Source organism: Glutamicibacter sp. GQ173 (genome assembly GCF_059759215.1).
This window is the reverse complement of sequence record NZ_JCAXDT010000007.1, coordinates 151,416-171,684: the sequence shown is the minus strand read 5'-3', so window position 1 is coordinate 171,684 and position 20,269 is coordinate 151,416. Positions and strand designations below refer to the sequence as shown.

Here is a 20,269-nt window from a genome sequence, read left to right as displayed (position 1 = left end):
TCGTCACAGTAATGAAAATACGAATCGGGAATACAATTGTCAGCCATCGGGTTGATACATGCATACGCATATAAAAATCGAAAGGACGGCAGCAATGAGCAAGTCGGTTGTAGTGATCAGCGGTGGTTTGGGTTCTCCCTCCAGTTCTTCCTTGCTGGGGCGCCAGATTGGCGAGAGCATCGCAGCAAAGCTTTCATCGGAAGGTGTCCAGGCCGATGTCAGCAACATTGAACTGCGCGAGCATGCCAGTGAAATCACCAACAACATGCTCACCGGGTTCGCTGCCCCCAGCTTGCAGCGGGTTATTGATGCCGTCATCAATGCCGACGTCCTGGTCGCTGTCACCCCGGTATTCACCGCATCGATTTCCGGCCTGTTCAAGTCATTCCTTGACATCCTCGATCCCAAATCGCTGGATGGAAAGCCGGTGGTGCTCGCGGCCACGGCAGGGACCCAGCGCCATCAGCTGGCGATCGACTATGCAATGCGCCCGATTTTCAGCTATCTGAGGGCCAACGTCATGCCAACGTCGGTTTTCGCGGCCGCTGAGGACTTCGGTGGACAAGGCATCGCCGGAACCTTGGCTGAACGCGCTCGCCGGGTAGCCGGCGAAGTATTACTGGCCCTCGGCGCTTTTGATGGGCGCTTCGAGGCTGATGCTGCTCTGGGCGATACCCGCTCGATCACCCCGTCGGTCAGTGAATTTGCGGATCCGAACGATGAGATGACCTCGCTTCCCTTTGAAGCGTTGCTGGCCAATGTGAAGGCATCGGGGAACTAGCAGGGCTGGAAATGTTAGTACGATGTGCCCTGCACCCGGAAGCTGGGTACGATCAAGAAACGTGAGCCATCTCATTGAGTCGGTCGGTGGGTGCTCACCTTGGTTTGAACTGAAGTGAAAGGTGCAGCGCCGATGCTATCCGAGGAAACAATCACGGCCATTGCCGATGAGCTGGTCCAGGCCGGCGAAACGCGAACCCCGGTGCCGCGTCTCACCGCGCGCTACCCGGAAATGACGGTAGAAGACTCCTATCGCGTGCAAAACCTCTGGCGCCAGCGCTCCGAGGCAGCCGGCCGGGTACTGGTCGGCCGCAAAATCGGGTTGACCTCGCGGGCCATGCAGATGGCTACCGGCATCACCGAACCTGACTACGGAATCATTTTTGACGACATGGTTCACGACTCCGGGGCCACGTTCAACTTCTCCGAATTCACCGGTGCCCGCGTGGAAATGGAACTGGCTTTCAAGCTCAAGAAGGACATCGAAGGCCCCCGCGCCAACATTTTCGATGTGCTGGAAGCTACCGAGTACGTGATTCCCGCCCTCGAAATTCTCGATGCCCGCATCGAGATGGAAGGGCGCACCATCGTAGACACGATCAGCGACAACGCCGCCATGGGCGCCATGGTCATTGGCGGCAACCCCGTGAAGCCCGACGCCGTGGACCTGCGCTGGGTTTCGGGCATCTTGTTCAAGAACCAGACCGTGGAAGAAACGGGCGTGGCTGCCGGCGTGCTCAATCACCCCGCCGCCGGCGTGTACTGGCTGGCCAACAAGATCGCCCCGCACGGCGACAAGCTCAAGGCAGGAGAATTGATTCTTGCCGGATCCTTCACCCGCCCTATGTGGGTGAACGCCAACGACACTGTTTTTGCCGACTACGGACCGCTGGGAACTGTGACATGCCATTTCGAGTAGAACCGGATCCATCGCTCAAAGATGCGCTGAAAGATGCGGGCCGTCCACTGGCCGGCATCTGGGTGTGCTCCGCCTCGCCATTGATCGCCGAAATTTGCGCCGGAGCCGGATTCGATTGGGTTTTCATCGACGCCGAGCATTCTCCGAACGACCTGCAGAACATCCTGGCGCAGCTCCAAGCCGTGCGCAGCTACCCTGTGGTGCCAGTGGTGCGCCCGGCGGTTAACGACCCGGTTGTCATCAAGCAGTTCCTGGATCTCGGCGCGCAGTCGCTGATTATTCCCATGGTAAATGATGCGCAACAGGCCTCAGCGGCTGTGGCCTCCTGCCAGTACCCGCCAAAGGGGGTGCGCGGTGTCGGCTCGGCGCTGGCGCGTTCGGCGCGCTGGAACCGCATTGACGGCTACCTGGCCCGTGCCGATGAAACCATCACCCTGATGGTGCAGATCGAAGCCGACGAAGCCGTGCGCAACGTCCAGGAAATTGTCGAAACCGACGGTGTCGACGGCATTTTCATCGGGCCTTCCGACCTGGCAGCCTCGATGGGTGTCATCGGCCAGCAAAACCACCCCGACGTGGTGGCTGCGGTGATCACGTCCATCAACGCCGCGAAGGCCGCCGGCAAATACGCAGGGGTCAATGCCTTCGACCAGAACAGCGCTCGCAAGTACATGGATGCGGGAGCTGATTTTGTCGGAGTCGGCGCAGATGTGGCGTTGCTGGCCCGTGCCACCGAGGCGCTGGCCGCGAGCTTCAATTCCGGAGAACAAGCACCAGCACCGAAGAGCTACTAAAACGCTGGTTCTGGGCAATCGCCCAGGGCAAGGTTGCGCGTCGAAGGGCACAGGGCGCGCTGAATGGTGGCAACATTGACAGTGATGAGTCGCGAAAAGAAACCCATGAAGGCCGTGATGTTGCGTCTGCGCAACGGCTGGCCAATGCCCCTGGCGTTGCAGGGCGTGTTCGAGATCCTGCAATCCGTCGTGTTCTGCCTGGCCTTGATCATGCTGCCCTTGGTCGCTGTGTACTTCAGCGGCGGGTTCCTGGAAGATTCCTTCAACATCATCTTGCAGTTTGCCGGATTTGCCTGGCTGCTGATTCATGGGGTCCCGGTAGAGTTGCTGAACCTCGGGCCGGAAGCCGACCCGGCTTCCGTCTCCGGGTGGGTCACGCTCATTCCGCTGGGACTGTCGCTATTGCCGTTCCTATTCTGCCTGCGCGCCGGCCGGCGCATCGCCCGCGCCTCCTACACTGACCAGTTGTGGCAGGGGCTGCTCGGCGCCTTCATCGCCTATGGCGGTATCGGCGCTGCGGTGGGTTCCTTGTCCAATAACGGCTACGGTCGAGTCAACGTGCTGGCCGCAACGTTCATCCCGCTGATCATTGCGGCGCTGGGGCTGATCATCGGCGCGCGACGCGAAGCAGGTTCCTGGGCCAGGCTCTTCGGCGTCGACATGGCCGCCTATATCCAGCGGATTTCCCCGCACCGCCGCTGGGCCGGATCCTATGTCTGGCACGTGATCGTGGCCGGGTTCCTGGGCTATGTCGCCGCCGTTGGCATCAGCGGCCTGCTGCTGACCATCAATCTGGGATTGCACTGGACCGAAGTCGCCAACGTCTACCAGGAACTGCGGCCGGGACCGATTGGCTCGGCCGCGCTGACCCTTGTGCAGCTGTCCCTGATTCCCAACGCGGTCTTCTGGGTCCTGTCCTGGATTAGCGGTGGCGGATTCACCCTTGGCACCGGGAGCACCCTGTCGACGCTGGAAACCACCGTCGGCCCGCTGCCTTCGATTCCCATGCTGGCTTCACTTCCGACGGGCGAGATGTCCCATCAGTGGCTGTTCCTGCTCTTGCCGGTGGCTGCGGGCATCATGGCCGGCTGGTACTTCTTGCGCGGGGGAGAAAACCACTTGGAAGATTGGTTCGCCCGCCGCATCCCGTTCAACATGCTCTCCCTGGGTCTTTCAACGGCCTGCCTGTCGCTGTTCACGGGTATTGTGGCCGCTGCCCTGAGCCTGATTGGCTCGTGGCTGGCCTCCGGTTCCCTGGCTATTGGCCGGCTAGTCGACCTTGGCCCCAACCTCTGGCTCACTGCGGGAGCCCTGGTCTTGCAGGTTGGCGTGGGCACTGCCATCGGCTACCTGATTGCTCCGCTATTTGAAACCGACCCGGTACTTGAGGGATAGCGTCGTCGAACGTCGACTCGAGCAGGCTCCGGTGGACCATATTCAGCTGGTGCTGGAATCCAAATCCCACAAATGATGCACAAAATCGTGCCACGCATACTTGTTCAAGGACTCCACGGTAAACGCCGAGCCATTCGAGCGCAGTCCGCGCCGCGAATAGGAAGCCTCATCGATGCTGCCTAATTTCTGCGCATACTTTGTTGCCGCATATCGAAGCCGCGTGACGACGTCATCGCGCTCAAGCGCGTTGTAATTGCCTTCTGCCGCGGCCTGGTCCTGATCCCAATTGGGGAAGGTGGGGTCATCATGCTGGAGCATCAGATCCATCCGGTCATTCATGATCTCCAGCATTTGCGCTACGTGAGCGGCGTACTCTTGATCGCTCCATCGCGCGGGGCTGGTCCTCACTCGCGCTTGCGGCCTGGACAGTGCCGACACATAGCGCGCCACGCCATCTGGCAATTGCCCGATGACGTCCGCGGGAGTCACCGCGCGGACGTCGTATCGGCACTGCGGGCAAACCGCTTCCAAGACAAAGGTCCAATTCTTCTGATCCGGAACAATTTCGCTCATGAGCCCATCTTCCACCGTGCCCGGCAGTCTTGCCAGTTTGCGACCGGGGCAAGCAACAATCTGGTGCCGAATGAATAACTAGCCGCCGTGAACCGTAGAATTGAGCCCATGCGCATTGTGGTTTTGGTTTCAGGCACCGGTTCTAATCTCCAGGCAGTCATCGACGCGGTGCAGGCCGGCGAACTGCCCAACGTCGAGATCGCCGCTGTCGGCGCCGACAAGCACGATACCTTCGGCGTGGAACGTTCTGCCCAGGCCGGAATCGAAACCTTTGTGGTGAACTTCAAGGACTACGAGGATCGCAAGGTCTGGAACCACGCGCTGACCGAAAAGTGCCTATCCTACGCGCCGGACTATGTGGTGTCCTCAGGCTTCATGCGCATCGTCGGCGAAGAATTCATCAATGCCTTCGATGGCACCTATATCAACACCCACCCGGCCCTGCTTCCGTCTTTCCCGGGCGCCCACGGAGTGCGCGATGCGCTGGCCTACGGCGTGAAGGTCACCGGATGCACCGTTCACATTGCCGATGCCGGCGTGGACACCGGCCCGATCCTTCGACAGGAAGCGGTGGCCATTGACGATGATGACACCGAAGAGACCCTGCATGAGCGGATCAAGGTTGTGGAGCGCCGCCTGCTGATTGCCACCCTCGCGGATCTGGCACAGGGCAAGTAGCCTTCCCGCTCGTCTTGGTGCCGGAGGGCGAGCCGTTAAAGTGCGTAAAATTGATGTCGAGATGACTGAGCAAACACCCCAGGCCGAAACGGCTGCACCCACCGAACTGTTCACCGACGCGGAACTGGCCACCGCGCTGAAGGTCCTGTCGGTGGTGCACCAGTTGGATTCCGATGACCAGCGCCATATTGCGGTGCGCCGTGCAACCAGCAACATGTTCAAAGCCGCCAAGCGCTACCGCAAGTCGCAGAAGCGCGCTGAAATCAGCGCCGCGGACCGTGCACTGATCGAGAGCACCGCCACCGGTTCGCCGCAGCGCCTGGATGATGAAACCCTGGGCCTGGACCTGAGCACGCCAACCCAGGGCGAGAGCGCCGGAGAATTCCGCAAGCCCCGTGGCTGCTACATCTGCAAGCAGCGCTACACCACTGTTGATGCCTTCCACCACTACCTCTGCCCAGACTGCGCGGCGGCCGGACGCGATCGCCGCGAGGCCCGCGCCGACCTGAGCGGCAAGCGCGCGCTGCTCACCGGCGGGCGCGCAAAAATCGGGATGCATATTGCCCTTCGCCTGTTGCGCGACGGGGCGCACACCACCATCACCACGCGCTTTCCCAAGGACGCGGCACGGCGCTTCGCCTCCATCGAGGACAGCGGGCAATGGCTGCATCGGTTGCGGATTGTCGGCATCGACCTGCGCGACCCGGCACAGGTGATCTCATTGGCAGATCGCGTGGCCGCCGAAGGCCCGCTGGATATCCTGATCAACAACGCCGCCCAGACCGTGCGGCGCACCACCAACTCCTACCAGCACCTGATCGAATCCGAGCATCAGCCGCTGAGCAACGAATTGCTCGCCGGCCATGGCGGCCCGGAACTCTGGGGCGAAGCCAACCCGCCCGCCGAACATCCCAAGGCCCTGGCCAGTGCGTTCAGCCTGGAGGACTCCGCGCTGCTGGCTCCGGCACCGCTGGGCAGCTACGACGCAGAGAAGCTGGCTGAACTGGCCATGAAAGCCGGATCGGCCTCGCTTCAAAGAATTACCGCAGGCACCGCCATCGATGCCGGCGGACTGGTCCCCGACGTGGTCACCGAAAATTCCTGGACCCAAATTCTGGGCGACGTGGACGCCCTGGAAATGCTTGAAGTGCAGCTGTGCAATGTCACCGCGCCCTTCCTGCTGGCTTCCCGTTTGCGCCCGGCGCTGGCCGCCAGCGATGCACGGCGCAAGTACATCGTGAACGTCTCGGCCATGGAAGGCCAGTTCTCCCGCCGCTACAAGGGCGCCGGCCATCCGCACACCAATATGGCCAAAGCCTCGCTGAATATGCTCACCCGCACCAGTGCTGAAGAAATGCTGTCAACCGACCGAATCCTGATGAGCGCGGTGGACACCGGCTGGATCACCGACGAGCGCCCCCATGACTCCAAGGTCCGGATGGTCGCAGAAGGATGGCACGCACCGCTGGACCTGATCGACGGCGCGGCGCGGGTCTACCAGCCAATTGTCGACGGGGAACGCGGGATCGATCTGTACGGGTGCTTCCTCAAGGACTACGAACCTTCGCCTTGGTAAGCCGCTGATTCACGGTTCTTCGCCCATTTCTGCCAGGATCCCGCGCAGGTTGCGCAGGGCATAGTGCTCTCGGGACTTCACCGTACCTTCGGGAATGTGCAGGTCATGGGCTGCCTGGGCCACCGTGGAACCGAAAAAGTGCAAATGCAGCACCACGAGCCGATGCTCGGCGCTCAAGTGCATCAGCGCCTGCTGCATCAGCAGCCGGTCCAGAACCTGGACATAGCCATCCTCGGCCCCGGCAGCTGCGGGATCCGCATCGCCCAGCAGGCCGAGTTGAATGCGCGCCGCGGCCCGGCGATGCTCATCGATGATGACATGCCGCGCCGTTGCAAACAGGTAGCCGCGCAGCGAACCGGTGATTTCCGGTACGGCCCTCCAAACTTTCAGCACGGTTTCCTGCACCACGTCGTCGGCTTCTTCCCGGCTGCAGTACCCGCGCAACGCGAAGCGGCGCAGGGCATCTGCATGCTCGCGGTAGATCTCGGACACCAGCTGGGCATCCCGGGGCGCCTTGGCTCCGCCTGGTCTTGGCTGCGGCAAGGCACTAGGTCCTGGAACACGCCAGGGCGGCACGTGGTACATCCATGGCCCAAGTATGGGCAAGATTCTTTCCCGGCGGTGAACCTGGCGGGGATTCCCTGCGTCCTACTAGGTACGGGCTGAATGCCCACGCTTGAGGTGGGTCCAGCTTTCGAGAGGGGATCGGATCATGGGTATCAAGAATGGCAAAAAATGCGCGGCCGGAGTGGCTGCGCTGTTCGGCGCCGCGTTGCTGCTGGCAGGCTGCTCAGGAGATGGCGGTTCGGAGGGCGGAACCGGCGGCATGTATGGAGGAGGCGGGGAAAGCACCAGCCAAGCCCCTCAGGAATCATCCTCAGGGGTGGATCTTGGGGTGGCGGCAACAGAATTGGGCGACGTTGTGGTGGATTCGAAGGGGATGACCCTGTACTACTTCACCAAGGATGAGCCAGGCACCACGACCAGCGCCTGCACCGGGGATTGCCTGGCCAAGTGGCCGATTGCCACGACCACGAGCGATGACCCGACGCTGGAGGGGGTTTCCGGCGAGGTGAACTCCATCGAAAGCCCCGACGGGCAAAAGCAGCTGACGCTCAACGGCATGCCGCTGTACACCTTCGCCCAAGACGCCAAGCCCGGGGACACCACCGGACAGGGCGTGGGCGGGGTCTGGTACGCGGTGGCCCCGGACGGCACGATGATCCAGTAGGCAGCGGGATATATCCAAGGGAAAGAACGGGGCCGGGATCGGCACGCAGCCGCGTGCCGATCCCGGCCCCTCACGTCTGCGGGCTACTGCGCCAGGCTGAAGCGCAAGGTGCGCACCTCGAAGGGGCCCAGCGCCAACGGCAGCAAGCCGTCGGCGAGGTCGATCGCGCCGTCATCCAACGGATCTTCGAGCAGGCTCGCCGTAGTCGCTGAGGCCACCGGGACGTTGAGCCGCAGCTCGCCGCGGGCACGGCGGCCCAACGACTCGTAGACTCGCACCAGCAGGTCACCAGAACGGTCAGCGGCCAGCTTCACGCTGGAAACCACCAGCCCCTCGCCCGTGATCCTCGCCAAAGGAGCCACGGGCTGGGAACCGCTGATGGTGCGCTCGGCGCTGTTCAGCAAGGCTCCGGCCTTGGTCACCGCGGCAATATCCGCGCCAATGACCAGGCCATAGCGGTGGGTCTGCAAGCCCTGGTCCGTTTGCGGATCGGGGAAGCGCGGAGCACGCAGCAAGGACAGGCGCATCGTGGTGGTGACCTGGGCGTCCTTGGCGTCGCGGGTGACGTCAAAGCCGTAAATGGAATCATTGATCACCCCGACCCCGAAGCCGGGTTCCTCAGCCAGGGCGAAACGGTGCATTGAGGTCTCGAACTTCGCGGCCTCCCAGCTGGTATTCACGTGGGTTACGCGCTTGTGGTAGCCAAATTGGGTTTCGGCGGCAATCTGCTCGGCGCGCACATCCAGCGGGAAGGCCACCTTGAGGAACTTCTCTGCCTCGTGCCAATCGGTGCTCTGGAAGATCTGCACGGTGCGCTCACCGGGAGCCAGCGACACTTCCTGCACCACGGCGGACTTTGAGAAGCTGCGGCGGATGGTGACGACCTGGCTGCCGTCCTCGCGCGAGGCCAGCTTCAATGAGTCGCAATCGCGCAGATCGGTGACCTGGTTGCGGTAATACTTGTCCACGTCCCAGGCATCCCACATATTCGGGAAGTCCTGGTGCAGCTGCAAGAGGTTGGCTTCCTGGCCCGAGGCGATGGCCTCGCGTCCGGTCGCCAGATCCACCGCCGAGGTGATCAGGCCCTGGGCATTAATCACCACGCGGATCACGCCGTTATCAAGGACGTAGCCGCCGTCGGTGGCCGTTGCCTGTACCTGGGCCTCGGTCCTGGAGTCCAGCGCCTTGGCTTCGGCGAAGGCCAGCGTGTTGCGGGTGAACGCGGCACCGTTGAAGGTGATGGGAGTCGAACCGGTTCCGGCAAGGCGCTGCTGGGCCTCATGGATCAGTTGCTCGGCTTGCTCGACGACCTGGGCATAGCGTGCCACGACTTCGCGGTGCACCCACGCGATGGATGTGCCGGGCAGGATGTCATGGAACTGATGCAGGAGCACGGTTTCCCAGAGATCGTCCAGCTGCTCGTATGGGTACTCGGCGCCGGTGTATGCGGTGGCCGTGGCGGCCCACAATTCGGCTTCGACCAGCAATTGCTCGGTGCGGCGGTTCCCTTGCTTCGTCTGGTGCTGGCTGGTCAGCGTGGCACGGTGCAGTTCCAGGTAGAGTTCGCCCACCCAGACCGGAGGATTCGGAAGCTCGGCCTTGGCGCGGTCGAAGAAGTCATTGGGGTGCTCCCACTTGACCTGGGCACTGCCTTCAAGGCTGGCCAAGCGCTTGGCCTTGCCGGTCATCTCGCGGGTGGTGCCGCCTCCGCCATCGCCCCAGCCCACCGGGGCGATGGAATTATTGGCGACGCGCGCTTCACGGAACTGGCGGGAAGCCTTGGCCACTTCCTCGCCGGAAAGCTGCGAATTGTAGGTGTCCATGGAAGGGAAATGGCTGAAGATGCGCGAGCCGTCAATGCCTTCCCAGTCGAAGGAGTGGTGCGGGAATTTGTTCTGCTGGTTCCAGGAGATCTTCTGGGTGAAGAACCACTCGAAGCCAGCGCGGCGCATCAGCTGCGGCAGGGCAGGGGAGTAGCCAAAGGAATCGGGCAGCCAGACGCCCTTGGAGGCCACGCCGAATTCGTCGCGGAAGAACTTCTGGCCATACAGGAATTGGCGAACCAGCGATTCGCCGGAGGGCATGACGGTATCTGACTCGACCCACATGCCGCCCAAAGGCAGGAAGCGCTCGTTGGCAACAGCCTGCTTGACCCGGTCCCACACCTCGGGCCGGTGGGTCTTCAGCCACTTGTACTGCTGGGCGCTGGACATGCCGTAGAGGAATTCGGGTTCATCGCCGAGCAGCTCGACCATGGACGAGCAGGTGCGCGAAACCTTGCGGATGGTTTCCCGCAGCGGCCACAACCACGCGGAGTCAATATGCGAGTGCCCGATCGCCGAGATCTGGTGCGCGCTGTGCTCAGCGGGTGCGGATAGCACCCCGGCGAGTTCGCCGCGGGCCCGCGGCGCCGTGGCGGTGATGTCTTGCAGGTCCAGAACATCCAGGGCGTTATCCAGGGCCTGGAGAATCTGCATCTTTCGAGGACCTTGGGGCAACTGCTCCTGCAGGTCCAGCAGCACTTCGAGATCCAGTGCCAGGTCATGGACGGCCGGTTCGAAGACCGCCAGGTCCATGCGGCGGGTGGTGTAGAGCTTGCGGCTCGAGGAGGTGAGGATATCGCCCTGCTCTGTGGGCAAGAACGGGTGGTGGTCCAGTAGCACCGGATTGGACGCGGCTTCAAGGTACAAATCGACCACTTCATCGCCAGCGGCAGATTCCGCGATCGGCACCCACTGGTTGCGCGGGTTCAGCGCCTTGATGGTGATGCCATCCGGGCGATAGACCAGTCCCTCGCATTGGAAGCCGGTCATATTCACATCGAAGCCGAGGTCGATGACCGCTTCGACTCGGCGCCCGGCCCAGCTGGCGGGCACCTGGCCCTGCAAATGGAACCAGGTGGTGCCCCACGCGGCACCCCATGAGGTTCCCACCTGTGTTGGCGAGAATTCCAGTGCAAGCCCCTCGCCCGGGGTGACTGGTTCGCCGGGAAGCTCATGCCACGACACCTTCAGGGGAACCGACTGGGAGTAGATGGCAGGCAGGACACGCTCCTGCAGTACTCGTTTGACTCGACCGGTGGTCAGTGAGGTGTCGTCGTGCATTGCTGCCTTTCCCAGGGTGCTACCCCGAAAATCAGCGGGGTGGTTCCTTGCCAGACTACCGAAAATCACTGATGAACAGCTATTTATTCGTGTGATGTCTTGATCGATCAAGTGTCACCGTTGTGTTGATTATTTAGCTAGTCCAACTGTCAGGACCAAGCTCATTCTCTTTACACCCTGGGTTTGATCTTCAACTAGCCAAAACGCGGTGAATGTTGTGGCGGAAAGACTGCGATCTTGAACCAACTATTGGTTAGTGATCCTCATAGTGCTCAACCAAAGATCTTGTTAGGTAGGAGAATTAGTCCAAGATTCCAGATCTACTTTCTGCTGCACCAGTTCAATTTCATCTCCAAAGCTGCCAATGAGAATTTTCAATGCTTTAAGCGCTTTTTTGTGTCCAAGCGGATCTATCCGACCAGTAATACGAATTAGTGCGAACGCCGCTGACGAAATGAGCACCGCATCATCCACAGCTTCCTCGCCTTTTAGAGTCTGGCTCCACTCATCGCTAAGTGGTGCGTCTACTATCTCCAAAAGCTCCTGAACGGTTGTTGATGCAGAGACCTCGTCTCGATGGTTTTCTGCCAATGAAATTACGTCAAAGCCTTCGTCCGAACCAAACGGTGCGAATTCGTTGGTTAGATCTTCATAGAACTCTGAGCTGAAGTGCTTCGCATATTCACCATGGGGCAACGCCAAATTATCGTTATGCATTTATGGTTGTTCCTAAAAGTCAAGAATGAATACACTGCCAAACTTCGAATCATTGCATCGCTTGGATCGCGCGATCAATAAACCCTGTGAAAGTCTTTCTCCTCAGCTTTAGACTCTCGATGTGTGAACCACTGAATTGGTTGACCTGCGAGCCACTCTTCCTCTTCACCAGGGGCCAAAGTGAAAAACTCCCACCCTATATCAACCTCGGGAAAGAGCATGTATGACCCTGGACCTGCCGAACGAAGCGTCACTAATACTTCGATCCCAGCAGGGAACATGGAACTCCCAGTATTGCCCTCGACGAGCTTCTTGGTGATCCGCTGTGAAGAAAGAACTTCTACGAGCACCAAGGTTCCTTTTGCAGGACCTTCAAGAAACTCTCCATAGAAAATTCGATGTCCCTTTTTGAGCGCTTCTACACTCGGCCCTCGCAAGCCGTCGTCGCTCTTTTTACGGAATACCGAAAAACCCATGTCCCCCCCAATGAACCCTAGGATGCGGATAAGCCAACTCGTGACCAGCTTATCTATTACTTGCAGTATCTAACGCAGTGCCTTGGTGGACAAATTCCTATTCGCCCCTTGTATCCAACGATCCGCCCACTCTATCGAACTCGCGCATGCTGGTAATTTCGGAACCGGCGATTGATCTGATATTTGCATCGCGTACCCATTCGGCATCGGTATTGCAGGGCTCGCGGTCGAGCAAGTCGTCCCACTTTTTCGCAAAGCACCACCCAACTTCACCGTGCCCTCATCTTTCGCGAGCATCTTCAACTAACCCACCGCTTGTCCGGGGATACACAACCACTAAAGAGAACCCACTTTGGGCTATGCCCGATTCATCGAGCCCGCACCAGATTGGCGTAGGGCAGTTTGCTGAAGCTGGCGTGAAAATTCTCGTGGTACGCCGCCAACGCGGCGTTCAGCTCTTCAGCGGGCAGCTCTTTCCAGGCGATCAAGAGCTTCGCAGAGCCAGCCAGCTGCCAGATCAACCGTCCATCCCAATGTCCTGGTGGTTTGCCTTGCCCGAAATCGACAAATTCCTGGATCTGCCGGCGCAAGCCGCGGTTTCCCTGGCTTCCGGCGCCTGCCTTGCCGATATACAGAACCTCGGTGCCATCGACCCATTCGCTTGCCAGCTGGTCCGCCTTGAGCGACGGATTTTTCTTCTTGAACGTGCCAGCAGTGCTGCGGTTGAGGAATCGAGGTTCGAAGCCTTTGGGTGCCAGCACGGCAAATATCCCTTGGCGCTGCGGGATGCGGTTGATTTCCAGCGAGGCGATGGAGCGGAACCCAGTGAATCCATCGCTTTTGAGGTGCTTCTGGTCAAAGGTCATTGAATGTTCCCGTCGCTGTGCTTCGTCATGCTTACCGCCAAAAGGTGCTGCGACGATCTAACTGCTGAAGAGGTGCAGTCCTCCAATTGTATGGGCGGGAGGATACCGTGGCCGCTTTGCGCCGCGGCAGCCTAGCCCAGTTCCCGGCCCTTGGTCTCGGGGGCGAACTTGGCCATGAAAATCATGGCGATGACGACCAGAACCGTTGCTCCGGCAAAGAGCCCGGGCAGGCCAACCACTGGCCATAGCGCGGCAAAGAGCAGCGGGCCGAAGCCTGCAGCAAAGCGCGACATGGTCGACGCCCAGCCGAATCCGCTAGCCCGCAGCTCGGTCGGATACAGCTCGGAAACATATGCATACAACACCGGGATGGCCACCTGGACGATGACGCCGAAGACCAGTACCCATCCCACGGCCGCCGAAGGAACCTGCAAGTTCAGCGCCACCAGGATCAGCACAATTCCGGAGAGCGGGGCCGAAATCGCCAAGAGCCATTTGCGGCCCACGCGTTCCACCAGCAAGGCAGCGGCCACCACGCCAACCAAGCCCATCAGCGCCATGACCGCGGTGGCGAAGAAGGAGGCCGACTGGGCCATGCCGGCCTCGGTGAGAATTGACGGCAGCCACGTCAGCGCCAGGTAGTACACCAGCAGCACGGTGACAAACAGCAGCCAGCTGGTCGCGGTGATTTTCCAGGAGTAGCGCCATAGCGCCACAACCTGCTCCCACCATCGCGCCGGGCGCTCGGCGACAGGCTGATCAATGATGTACTCGCGCGGGGCGGCACCGGTGCGCTCGACCAGCTGGTCAATGACGGCACGCGCGTGGACCTCTCGTCCCTTGGCCGCCAGATACAACGGGGATTCAGGCACGGAACGCCGGACCAGGAACACCATGAACGCCGGAAGGATCATCACGACCAGGATCAGCCGCCAGTTATCGGCGGTGGCCATGACCCAGCCGGAGACGAAGAAGGACAGCGCAGCGCCAATCGGCCACCACCCGTCCATGGCGGTAAGAACCCGCCCGCGCAACTTGGCCGGTGTGAATTCGCCGACCAGGGCATAGTCCACCGGAATGCAACCGCCCAGCCCGACGCCGGCGAAGAAGCGGAATGCGACGAAGAACCCGAAGTTCGGAGACAGCGCGCCCAAGACGGTGAATACCGCGAACATCAGCAGCGTCATGCTGAAAGCATTTTTTCGTCCGAACCTGTCGGCGATGCCACCCCAGAGGAAGGCGCCCACGGCCATGCCCACCAAGTTGGAGGTGCCCAGCAGCGCCGCGGTGGGGCGATCCAGGCCCCATTCTTGGGCAACCAGCGGGATCAATGCCCCGTTCAATGTCACATCCCAGGCATCGAACATGAACCCCAGGCCGCCAATGATGAAAATGGCGCCTTGGACCTTCCACTTGAAGGGAAGTTCTTGCACGATGGTCGTGCCCGAGGGCGGGAGTGCAGAAGACACGGTGCGGCGCCTTTCTCAGTGCGAGCAAAAGTAGTGTGTACCGCGTCGAAGCATAGCCGAAAACCATTTCAGGTTCGTAGCTCTCTACGCTTCTTTGCTTTCCACGTCAAGACCTGTTGTCAGCGCGGGGGAGGGAGTAATCTCTGGGCATGGGAGTAGATTGGGCCGCTCTCGAAGAGGCGATACGGGTGACCGCCCTTCGGCACGCGGCGGAAGTGATTACTGGACACCCGGACCAAGACTTCTATGCCATTGCCCTGCACGGGGTCAGCACGGAGGAAAGCGAGAGCATCGCCATGCCGCTGCTCGCGCTGAACTCAGTGCAGGCTCTCGAAAGAGACCGTGCCACGGCATCCCGCGAAGAATTGGTGGAACGCGGCGAGGACGCCGATGAACCAGCCGATTACGAGGACCGCCCGGATGCCCGGGTGGATAGTCCGTTGGAATCCGAAGAAGTCACATTGGAAGAAAACTCCATTGTGATTTCCGACGCTGATGACGAGGACCTCGACGGCGAAGATCAAGAGGGCGTCGAAGAAGACGATCTTGACCAGGTTCTTGCCTCGCTCGAAGAAGGCCTGGAGGCCGATGACGCCGAAAGCTTCTACTCGGATAAGTGGGAGCCTAGCGATTGGCACTGGTCAGCTATTGATTTATGTGAAGATCCGGCGGCGACGCTGTGGTCTGATGCGATGACTGACCTGGCATCACGCGAGGGATGGGAAGCGACCATCAAGCGCTACTATGGCACGCTGGTGGCCGTGGCGAACTCGTTGCGCGAGGAGCTCCAGCAGCGCACCACCGCCGACCTGGTTTGCTACGTTGCCGATGAAGACCATGCCGAGAAGCTCTTGCGGCTTTGCCTGACTGACCAGCAACTTTCCAAGTATTTCCCACAGCTCTCCGAGCTCGTGGAAGGGCAGTGACACGAACTGAAAATTCGGGCAAGGACTTGGCTAGAATGAGGGCGGTGGCCTGTGTGCTGCCCGCCCCATTCATTCTCACCGCCGGGAGAAAAATTTCGTGAGTAAGACCGTCCTGGACAAAGTCGCCATCCGCCGCGCACTGATTTCCGTCTACGACAAGACCGGCCTGGAGGAGCTGGCCGCCGGACTGCACGCCGCAGGCGTCCAGCTGGTATCCACCGGATCCACCGCCAAGAAGATTGCTGCCGCGGGAATTCCTGTGACCGAGGTTGAGCAGGTGACCGGTTCGCCAGAAATGCTCGACGGTCGAGTCAAGACCCTGCACCCGCGCATCCACGGCGGCATCCTTGCTGACCGCCGTGTATCCGAGCACATGGACACCCTGTCATCCATGGATATCGAGCAGATCGATCTGGTGGTCGTCAACCTCTACCCGTTCGTGCAGACCGTTGCTTCCGGAGCATCCCAGGATGAGGTTGTCGAGCAGATCGACATTGGCGGTCCCGCCATGGTCCGCTCGGCAGCCAAGAACCACGCTGCAGTATCGATTGTGGTCGACCCGGCCTTCTACCCGCAGGTGATCTCCGCAGCTGCTGATGGCGGCTTCGACTTGAAGACCCGCCAGCGCCTTGCCGCCAAGGCCTACGCCCACACCGCCGCCTATGACACCGCGGTGGCTTCGTGGACCGCCAGCCAGTTCCTGGACGAAGATGGCGACGGCGTCATCGACTGGCCAGCCTACGCAGGCGTCGCCTTGCAGCGTTCGGCAGTGCTGCGCTACGGCGAAAACCCGCACCAGCAGGCAGCGCTCTACGTTGACGAAGCCGCGCCAGCAGGTATCGCGCAGGCCGACCAGCTGCATGGCAAGCCAATGAGCTACAACAACTACGTTGATGCCGACGCTGCATTGCGTGCCGCCTTCGATTTCGAGAAGCCGGCGGTGGCTGTTGTCAAGCACGCCAACCCCTGCGGCGTTGCCGTGGCTTCCGACGACGCTGCCGATCCGATTGCCGACGCGCACCGCAAGGCGCACGCTACCGACCCTGTCTCCGCTTTTGGCGGCGTGATTGCTGCCAACCGCACGGTGACCAAGGAAATGGCCGAGACCGTCAAGGGCATCTTCACCGAGGTCGTCATCGCACCGGACTTCGAAGCTGAAGCCGTCAAGATCCTTTCGGCCAAGAAGAACATTCGCCTGCTGGCGATGCCAGAAGGCTACGGCCGGAACAAGAACGAGTTCCGCCAGGTTTCCGGCGGCATGCTGGTTCAGGCAGGCGACAAGATCGACGCCGAAGGCGACAAGCCAGAGACCTGGACTCTTGCTGCGGGCGAGGCTGCTGACGCAGCGACCTTGGCTGACCTCGAATTCGCGTGGAGCGCGGTGCGCGCGGCCAAGTCCAACGCGATCCTGCTGGCCAAGAACGGCGCGGCAACGGGCATCGGCATGGGCCAGGTCAACCGTATCGACTCCTGCAAGCTGGCCGTTGAGCGCGCGAACACCCTGGGTGTGAAGGTCGAGTCCGGCGCGGATGCCGCCGGCGGTGCCGAGAATGCTGACGGAGCTGCTTCGGAGCAGCGTGCTGTGGGCTCCGTGGCTGCCTCGGATGCCTTCTTCCCGTTCGCTGATGGCCTGCAGATCCTGATCGATGCCGGCGTCAAGGCTGTTGTGCAGCCCGGCGGTTCGGTGCGCGATGAGGAAGTGATCGCAGCTGCGAATGAAGCCGGAATCACGATGTACTTCACCGGTGCACGCCACTTCTTCCACTAGGAAGTAACAGCGGTTCGCCATAAAAGCCCAGGCTCTGATTCCTAAAGGATTCGGAGCCTGGGCCTTTTGCTTCGGAAAGCATCATATTTCTAGCGCAGGGGCCTCCTGCGTTTGATCAGCAACAAGGCAATACCGATACCTGCACAAATCGAGATGAGCCCAAGCCAAGAATACGGATGCGGTTGCATGATCCAGGCCCACGGAAAGTACTCTCCGGATTTGCTGCGGGCGAAGGCCGAACAGAATGCAACGTAGGCGACGGGCACTACCGTTGCAGTTGCGCCCATTCCGAACAATATTCCCACAAGCCAGAATGCCATCAGGGTCGCTAGATCCCTAACAAAAACGAGGGTTGGGAATTGCCCGCCCCCGGCCAGGGCGACAGCCAGCGCGCAGACGACGGACGCAATGACCAGCATTGCGCCTGCGAACCCCATAGAATGCGCCCAAATATTGCGCACCGACGAGAGCATCCAGCGGCAATGGGATCCATGAATGCTCGCACCGAGGATGATGCTAAGCACTAAGGACGGAATGACCGGAGCGGGCATTTGCGTAGGCATGAATAAAGAACCCAAAAAGGGTATTGCAATAAATTGTTGGCCAAAGACTCCGGCCGCTGCACCGCAAAGTACTGCGCTGACCATGCATAGAACAATTCCCCGGGTACGCAAGGCCAGAATCATTTAGAGCCCTTCGGCAATTGCGGAACTTCGCATCGTGAAAGTTGTTCATAAGTAGTCAGAGCCCAATCTTGCTGCTGCCGCGGTGACATGCTTCTGAGCTTCTGATTGCTGGATTCGGTATCAATACCCAGTACCGATCTAAGCGCGTACGCCGTGCTCCAATCCTGCAATACTTCAAATGCCGCGTATTGCTTGTCGTAATCGTCGTTGTCGCACAAGTGGTTGAGGACTTCCGCCGAGTAGGAGCTCGCAGCAGCGTAAACGACTTGATCATCGGTGTACCAAGGTTCAAATGACGTGACCAATACGCCGGTTTGGACCACTTTGGCATCATCATTGCGTTCCGCGGTGACTCTGTCTGCTTCGGGGAAACCTAAGTCAGAGAGGATTCTTACGCTTTGCGCCACCAACTCACTTCGGTCCCCTCCAAAGCGCTGGACCTCGTTGAGACAAACCTTGGGACGGTGGCCCGTGCATGTGAAATCTTCAGCTGCATCGTTGACTACCGGAGTGCCATCAAGGGGGCTAGATATCGAAAGTCCAGCCACTAGCGCGAACACAATAAATGAGTATCCCAAAGCATACTTGCCCTTGCTTGCCCGACCGGAAATTTTCTTTTTCGCCAAAGGGTTGCTATTTCCAGCCAACGCCAAAAAACCAATTGAGATGAGCGACGAAAATACGATCAGCGTCCACACCGCACGATAATCCAACGATTGAGCAGCCATGCAGCAACCGTTTAGAGTTATGCCGGCTAGATAATGAGCAGGGAAATAATCTGATGTTCCGGTAAACGCAAGGAAAAGATAACTCAACACCAGCGCCAACGGAACTGCGAATCGTCCTGGTAGCCACTGCCCAAGCAAGTAGCCAAAGGCTGAATGGGCAAGAATTGCCAACAGATAGCCGACGACTACGAGCCAGAGTTTCGGCTCAAATAGTTGCCCTGATGGGACTAGCAGATAGACAACGATAACAATCTGAATCACAGACGCGGCCAAGAAAGTTGGCCATAGCCTGTCAAAAATGCGTGCTGAGTAGCCGCGTGACGAAAGTTCAAGAACTCCTCGGCTACTTCTTTCCCGGCTGGACTCTAGCGAGGAACCGATCGAGGCCAGCAGGCAAGAGAATAACAGTGTGGTTGATGCTCCTGAAACTGCGGCGGGACCGTTGCCTAGGACGGAATCCATATCCGTATGGCTGGACAAATAGACGAGAGCTACAATCAAGAAGATTGGCATCAGCCACAACGACGGACGTTTTTTCAGGGGGAGCATCAGCGTTCACCCATTACAAGCTGTCCGTAAGCCGCACGAATTCGATCACGCGGGTCAACGTGCTGGTCGCCGCCGAGCTGCATGAATTCAGAAACTGAGCCGTGGAATTTCTGTTGGCCTTGATCGAAAACTAATACCGAGTCGAAGGTTCCGTCTATGTCCTCGGTCTGATGAGTTGATACGAGAACAATCTTTTTCGGATCCATGCCCTGCAGGATTTTCTGGAATCTTTCACGCTGATTAGGATCCAATCCCGCCGTAGGCTCATCTAACAAGATGACAGAAGCATCGTGCGCCAACGCGCCGGCTAAACCGAGCCGCCTCTGTTGGCCGCCAGACAGCGCAGTTGCCTTATGCATTGCCATCTCAGTGAGACCGACTTGTTCCAGCGCAATAGGTGCGGCGGACTTGGCTTCTTTCCGACTGGCACCTTTGAGCCACGCCGAGTACCTAACATGTTCTTCCACCGAAAGACCTGCAACGGGCACAAAGTCTTGGGGCAACCAAGCTACGTGCTTGCGATACGCCCGAATGTTTGTAAACTGCACTGATCCTGCGCCATGCTTAAGCTCGACGATCCCGGTGTTAGCGTGCAGAGCAGTTGCCAGCAAGGATAAGAGTGTCGTTTTTCCTGCACCATTTGGTCCAAGGATAGCTGTCTTCCCTGAATTGAAAGCCATGCTCACCGCGTCGAGGAGCGGATCATCGCCAGTGTAGGAAAAAGACAGATTCGTGATTTTCAGTTTTTTCATTAGTACGTTTGCGTGACCTTTTTGGCAGTGAGCCTTACTCCGGAGGATAGGCCAGCAATTTTCTTTATTGTAAAGTGATAGGTGCTCTTTTTGCGGTCACCGAAGTTTACTGAACCGCATCCCTTGGTGGTCTTCGTAGAAACTGTTTTTGCCGGGAGGAGCGCGCCTCGATGATCTACCAGTGCTACGGTAATGCTTCCGACGCTTTTTGGCGTTCCCCAAGTTTCTGAGCAAGTTTTGAAAGTTGTTTTGGTTGCTACGGAATCAGTATTTTGGTCGTTC

19 protein-coding genes are annotated in these 20,269 nt (G+C 59.6%); 9 read left to right on the top strand and 10 right to left on the bottom strand.

Annotation, left to right across the window (positions count from 1 at the left end):
- Positions 1 to 94: 94 nt before the first annotated feature.
- The 4 genes from AC6CHO_RS12630 (at position 95) to AC6CHO_RS12615 (ending at position 3,888) form a co-directional block, all read left to right on the top strand.
- Positions 95 to 781 carry a CE1759 family FMN reductase gene (locus AC6CHO_RS12630; RefSeq protein ID WP_498215374.1) on the top strand — a complete coding sequence of 229 codons (687 nt, stop codon included), beginning with the start codon at positions 95 to 97 and terminating at the stop codon, positions 779 to 781.
- Positions 782 to 913: 132 nt separating this feature from the next.
- Positions 914 to 1,699, top strand: a complete 786-nt coding sequence (hpaH, locus tag AC6CHO_RS12625; protein ID WP_195181871.1) for a 2-oxo-hept-4-ene-1,7-dioate hydratase — start codon at positions 914 to 916, stop codon at positions 1,697 to 1,699.
- Positions 1,684 to 2,493, top strand: coding sequence for an aldolase/citrate lyase family protein (locus AC6CHO_RS12620; protein WP_498215372.1), 810 nt, complete (start codon positions 1,684 to 1,686; stop codon positions 2,491 to 2,493). The genes hpaH and AC6CHO_RS12620 overlap by 16 nt, the downstream gene beginning before the upstream one ends.
- A gap of 84 nt (positions 2,494 to 2,577) precedes the next feature.
- Positions 2,578 to 3,888 (top strand): cell division protein PerM, encoded by a 1,311-nt coding sequence (locus tag AC6CHO_RS12615; protein WP_498215370.1) that lies wholly within the window; start codon positions 2,578 to 2,580, stop codon positions 3,886 to 3,888.
- A 42-nt stretch (positions 3,889 to 3,930) separates the two neighbouring features.
- Here AC6CHO_RS12615 and AC6CHO_RS12610 read toward each other — a convergent pair whose 3' ends face one another.
- Positions 3,931 to 4,461 (bottom strand): DinB family protein, encoded by a 531-nt coding sequence (locus AC6CHO_RS12610; protein ID WP_498215368.1) that lies wholly within the window; start codon positions 4,459 to 4,461, stop codon positions 3,931 to 3,933.
- A gap of 108 nt (positions 4,462 to 4,569) precedes the next feature.
- Between AC6CHO_RS12610 and purN the strand changes: the two genes are divergently transcribed.
- Both purN and AC6CHO_RS12600 read left to right on the top strand, forming a co-directional pair.
- On the top strand, positions 4,570 to 5,139 hold the full coding sequence (purN, locus tag AC6CHO_RS12605) for a phosphoribosylglycinamide formyltransferase (RefSeq protein ID WP_498215366.1): 570 nt from the start codon (positions 4,570 to 4,572) through the stop codon (positions 5,137 to 5,139).
- Between the two features lie 61 nt (positions 5,140 to 5,200).
- Positions 5,201 to 6,715 (top strand): SDR family NAD(P)-dependent oxidoreductase, encoded by a 1,515-nt coding sequence (locus AC6CHO_RS12600; RefSeq protein WP_498215364.1) that lies wholly within the window; start codon positions 5,201 to 5,203, stop codon positions 6,713 to 6,715.
- A gap of 9 nt (positions 6,716 to 6,724) precedes the next feature.
- Here AC6CHO_RS12600 and AC6CHO_RS12595 read toward each other — a convergent pair whose 3' ends face one another.
- Positions 6,725 to 7,258, bottom strand: a complete 534-nt coding sequence (locus AC6CHO_RS12595; protein WP_498215362.1) for a sigma-70 family RNA polymerase sigma factor — start codon at positions 7,256 to 7,258, stop codon at positions 6,725 to 6,727.
- Positions 7,259 to 7,427: 169 nt separating this feature from the next.
- On the opposite strand from AC6CHO_RS12595, the gene AC6CHO_RS12590 reads away from it, so the two are divergent.
- The gene (locus AC6CHO_RS12590) at positions 7,428 to 7,946 is read left to right on the top strand and encodes a COG4315 family predicted lipoprotein (RefSeq protein ID WP_498215360.1); all 519 of its coding nucleotides are present in this window, start codon (positions 7,428 to 7,430) and stop codon (positions 7,944 to 7,946) included.
- Between the two features lie 83 nt (positions 7,947 to 8,029).
- On the opposite strand, the gene AC6CHO_RS12585 is transcribed toward AC6CHO_RS12590, so the two are convergent.
- The 5 genes from AC6CHO_RS12585 to AC6CHO_RS12565 form a co-directional block, all read right to left on the bottom strand.
- On the bottom strand, positions 8,030 to 11,050 hold the full coding sequence (locus AC6CHO_RS12585; RefSeq protein ID WP_498215358.1) for an alpha-mannosidase: 3,021 nt from the start codon (positions 11,048 to 11,050) through the stop codon (positions 8,030 to 8,032).
- Between the two features lie 288 nt (positions 11,051 to 11,338).
- Positions 11,339 to 11,767, bottom strand: coding sequence for a hypothetical protein (locus AC6CHO_RS12580; protein ID WP_498215356.1), 429 nt, complete (start codon positions 11,765 to 11,767; stop codon positions 11,339 to 11,341).
- 74 nt (positions 11,768 to 11,841) lie between these two features.
- On the bottom strand, positions 11,842 to 12,243 hold the full coding sequence (locus AC6CHO_RS12575) for a hypothetical protein (protein WP_498215354.1): 402 nt from the start codon (positions 12,241 to 12,243) through the stop codon (positions 11,842 to 11,844).
- Between the two features lie 368 nt (positions 12,244 to 12,611).
- Positions 12,612 to 13,109, bottom strand: a complete 498-nt coding sequence (locus AC6CHO_RS12570) for a hypothetical protein (RefSeq protein WP_498215352.1) — start codon at positions 13,107 to 13,109, stop codon at positions 12,612 to 12,614.
- Between the two features lie 131 nt (positions 13,110 to 13,240).
- Positions 13,241 to 14,578, bottom strand: coding sequence for an MFS transporter (locus AC6CHO_RS12565; RefSeq protein ID WP_498215350.1), 1,338 nt, complete (start codon positions 14,576 to 14,578; stop codon positions 13,241 to 13,243).
- Positions 14,579 to 14,727: 149 nt separating this feature from the next.
- Between AC6CHO_RS12565 and AC6CHO_RS12560 the strand changes: the two genes are divergently transcribed.
- Positions 14,728 to 15,504: a hypothetical protein gene (locus AC6CHO_RS12560; protein WP_498215348.1), complete on the top strand. Its 777-nt coding sequence runs from the start codon at positions 14,728 to 14,730 to the stop codon at positions 15,502 to 15,504.
- A gap of 97 nt (positions 15,505 to 15,601) precedes the next feature.
- Positions 15,602 to 17,272, top strand: coding sequence for a bifunctional phosphoribosylaminoimidazolecarboxamide formyltransferase/IMP cyclohydrolase (gene purH / locus AC6CHO_RS12555; protein WP_498215346.1), 1,671 nt, complete (start codon positions 15,602 to 15,604; stop codon positions 17,270 to 17,272).
- Between the two features lie 89 nt (positions 17,273 to 17,361).
- Here the strand turns inward: purH and AC6CHO_RS12550 are convergent, their stop codons facing one another.
- Genes AC6CHO_RS12550 through AC6CHO_RS12540 form a run of 3 tightly spaced genes read right to left on the bottom strand, consistent with a single transcriptional unit; the run spans position 17,362 to position 19,987 of the window.
- Complete coding sequence (locus AC6CHO_RS12550; RefSeq protein ID WP_498215344.1) at positions 17,362 to 17,919, bottom strand: hypothetical protein; 558 nt, start codon at positions 17,917 to 17,919, stop codon at positions 17,362 to 17,364.
- A gap of 35 nt (positions 17,920 to 17,954) precedes the next feature.
- The gene (locus AC6CHO_RS12545) at positions 17,955 to 19,235 is read right to left on the bottom strand and encodes a hypothetical protein (RefSeq protein WP_498215342.1); all 1,281 of its coding nucleotides are present in this window, start codon (positions 19,233 to 19,235) and stop codon (positions 17,955 to 17,957) included.
- Positions 19,235 to 19,987 carry an ATP-binding cassette domain-containing protein gene (locus AC6CHO_RS12540; protein WP_498215340.1) on the bottom strand — a complete coding sequence of 251 codons (753 nt, stop codon included), beginning with the start codon at positions 19,985 to 19,987 and terminating at the stop codon, positions 19,235 to 19,237. Before AC6CHO_RS12540 ends, AC6CHO_RS12545 begins: the two co-directional genes overlap by 1 nt.
- Positions 19,988 to 20,269: the final 282 nt, after the last annotated feature.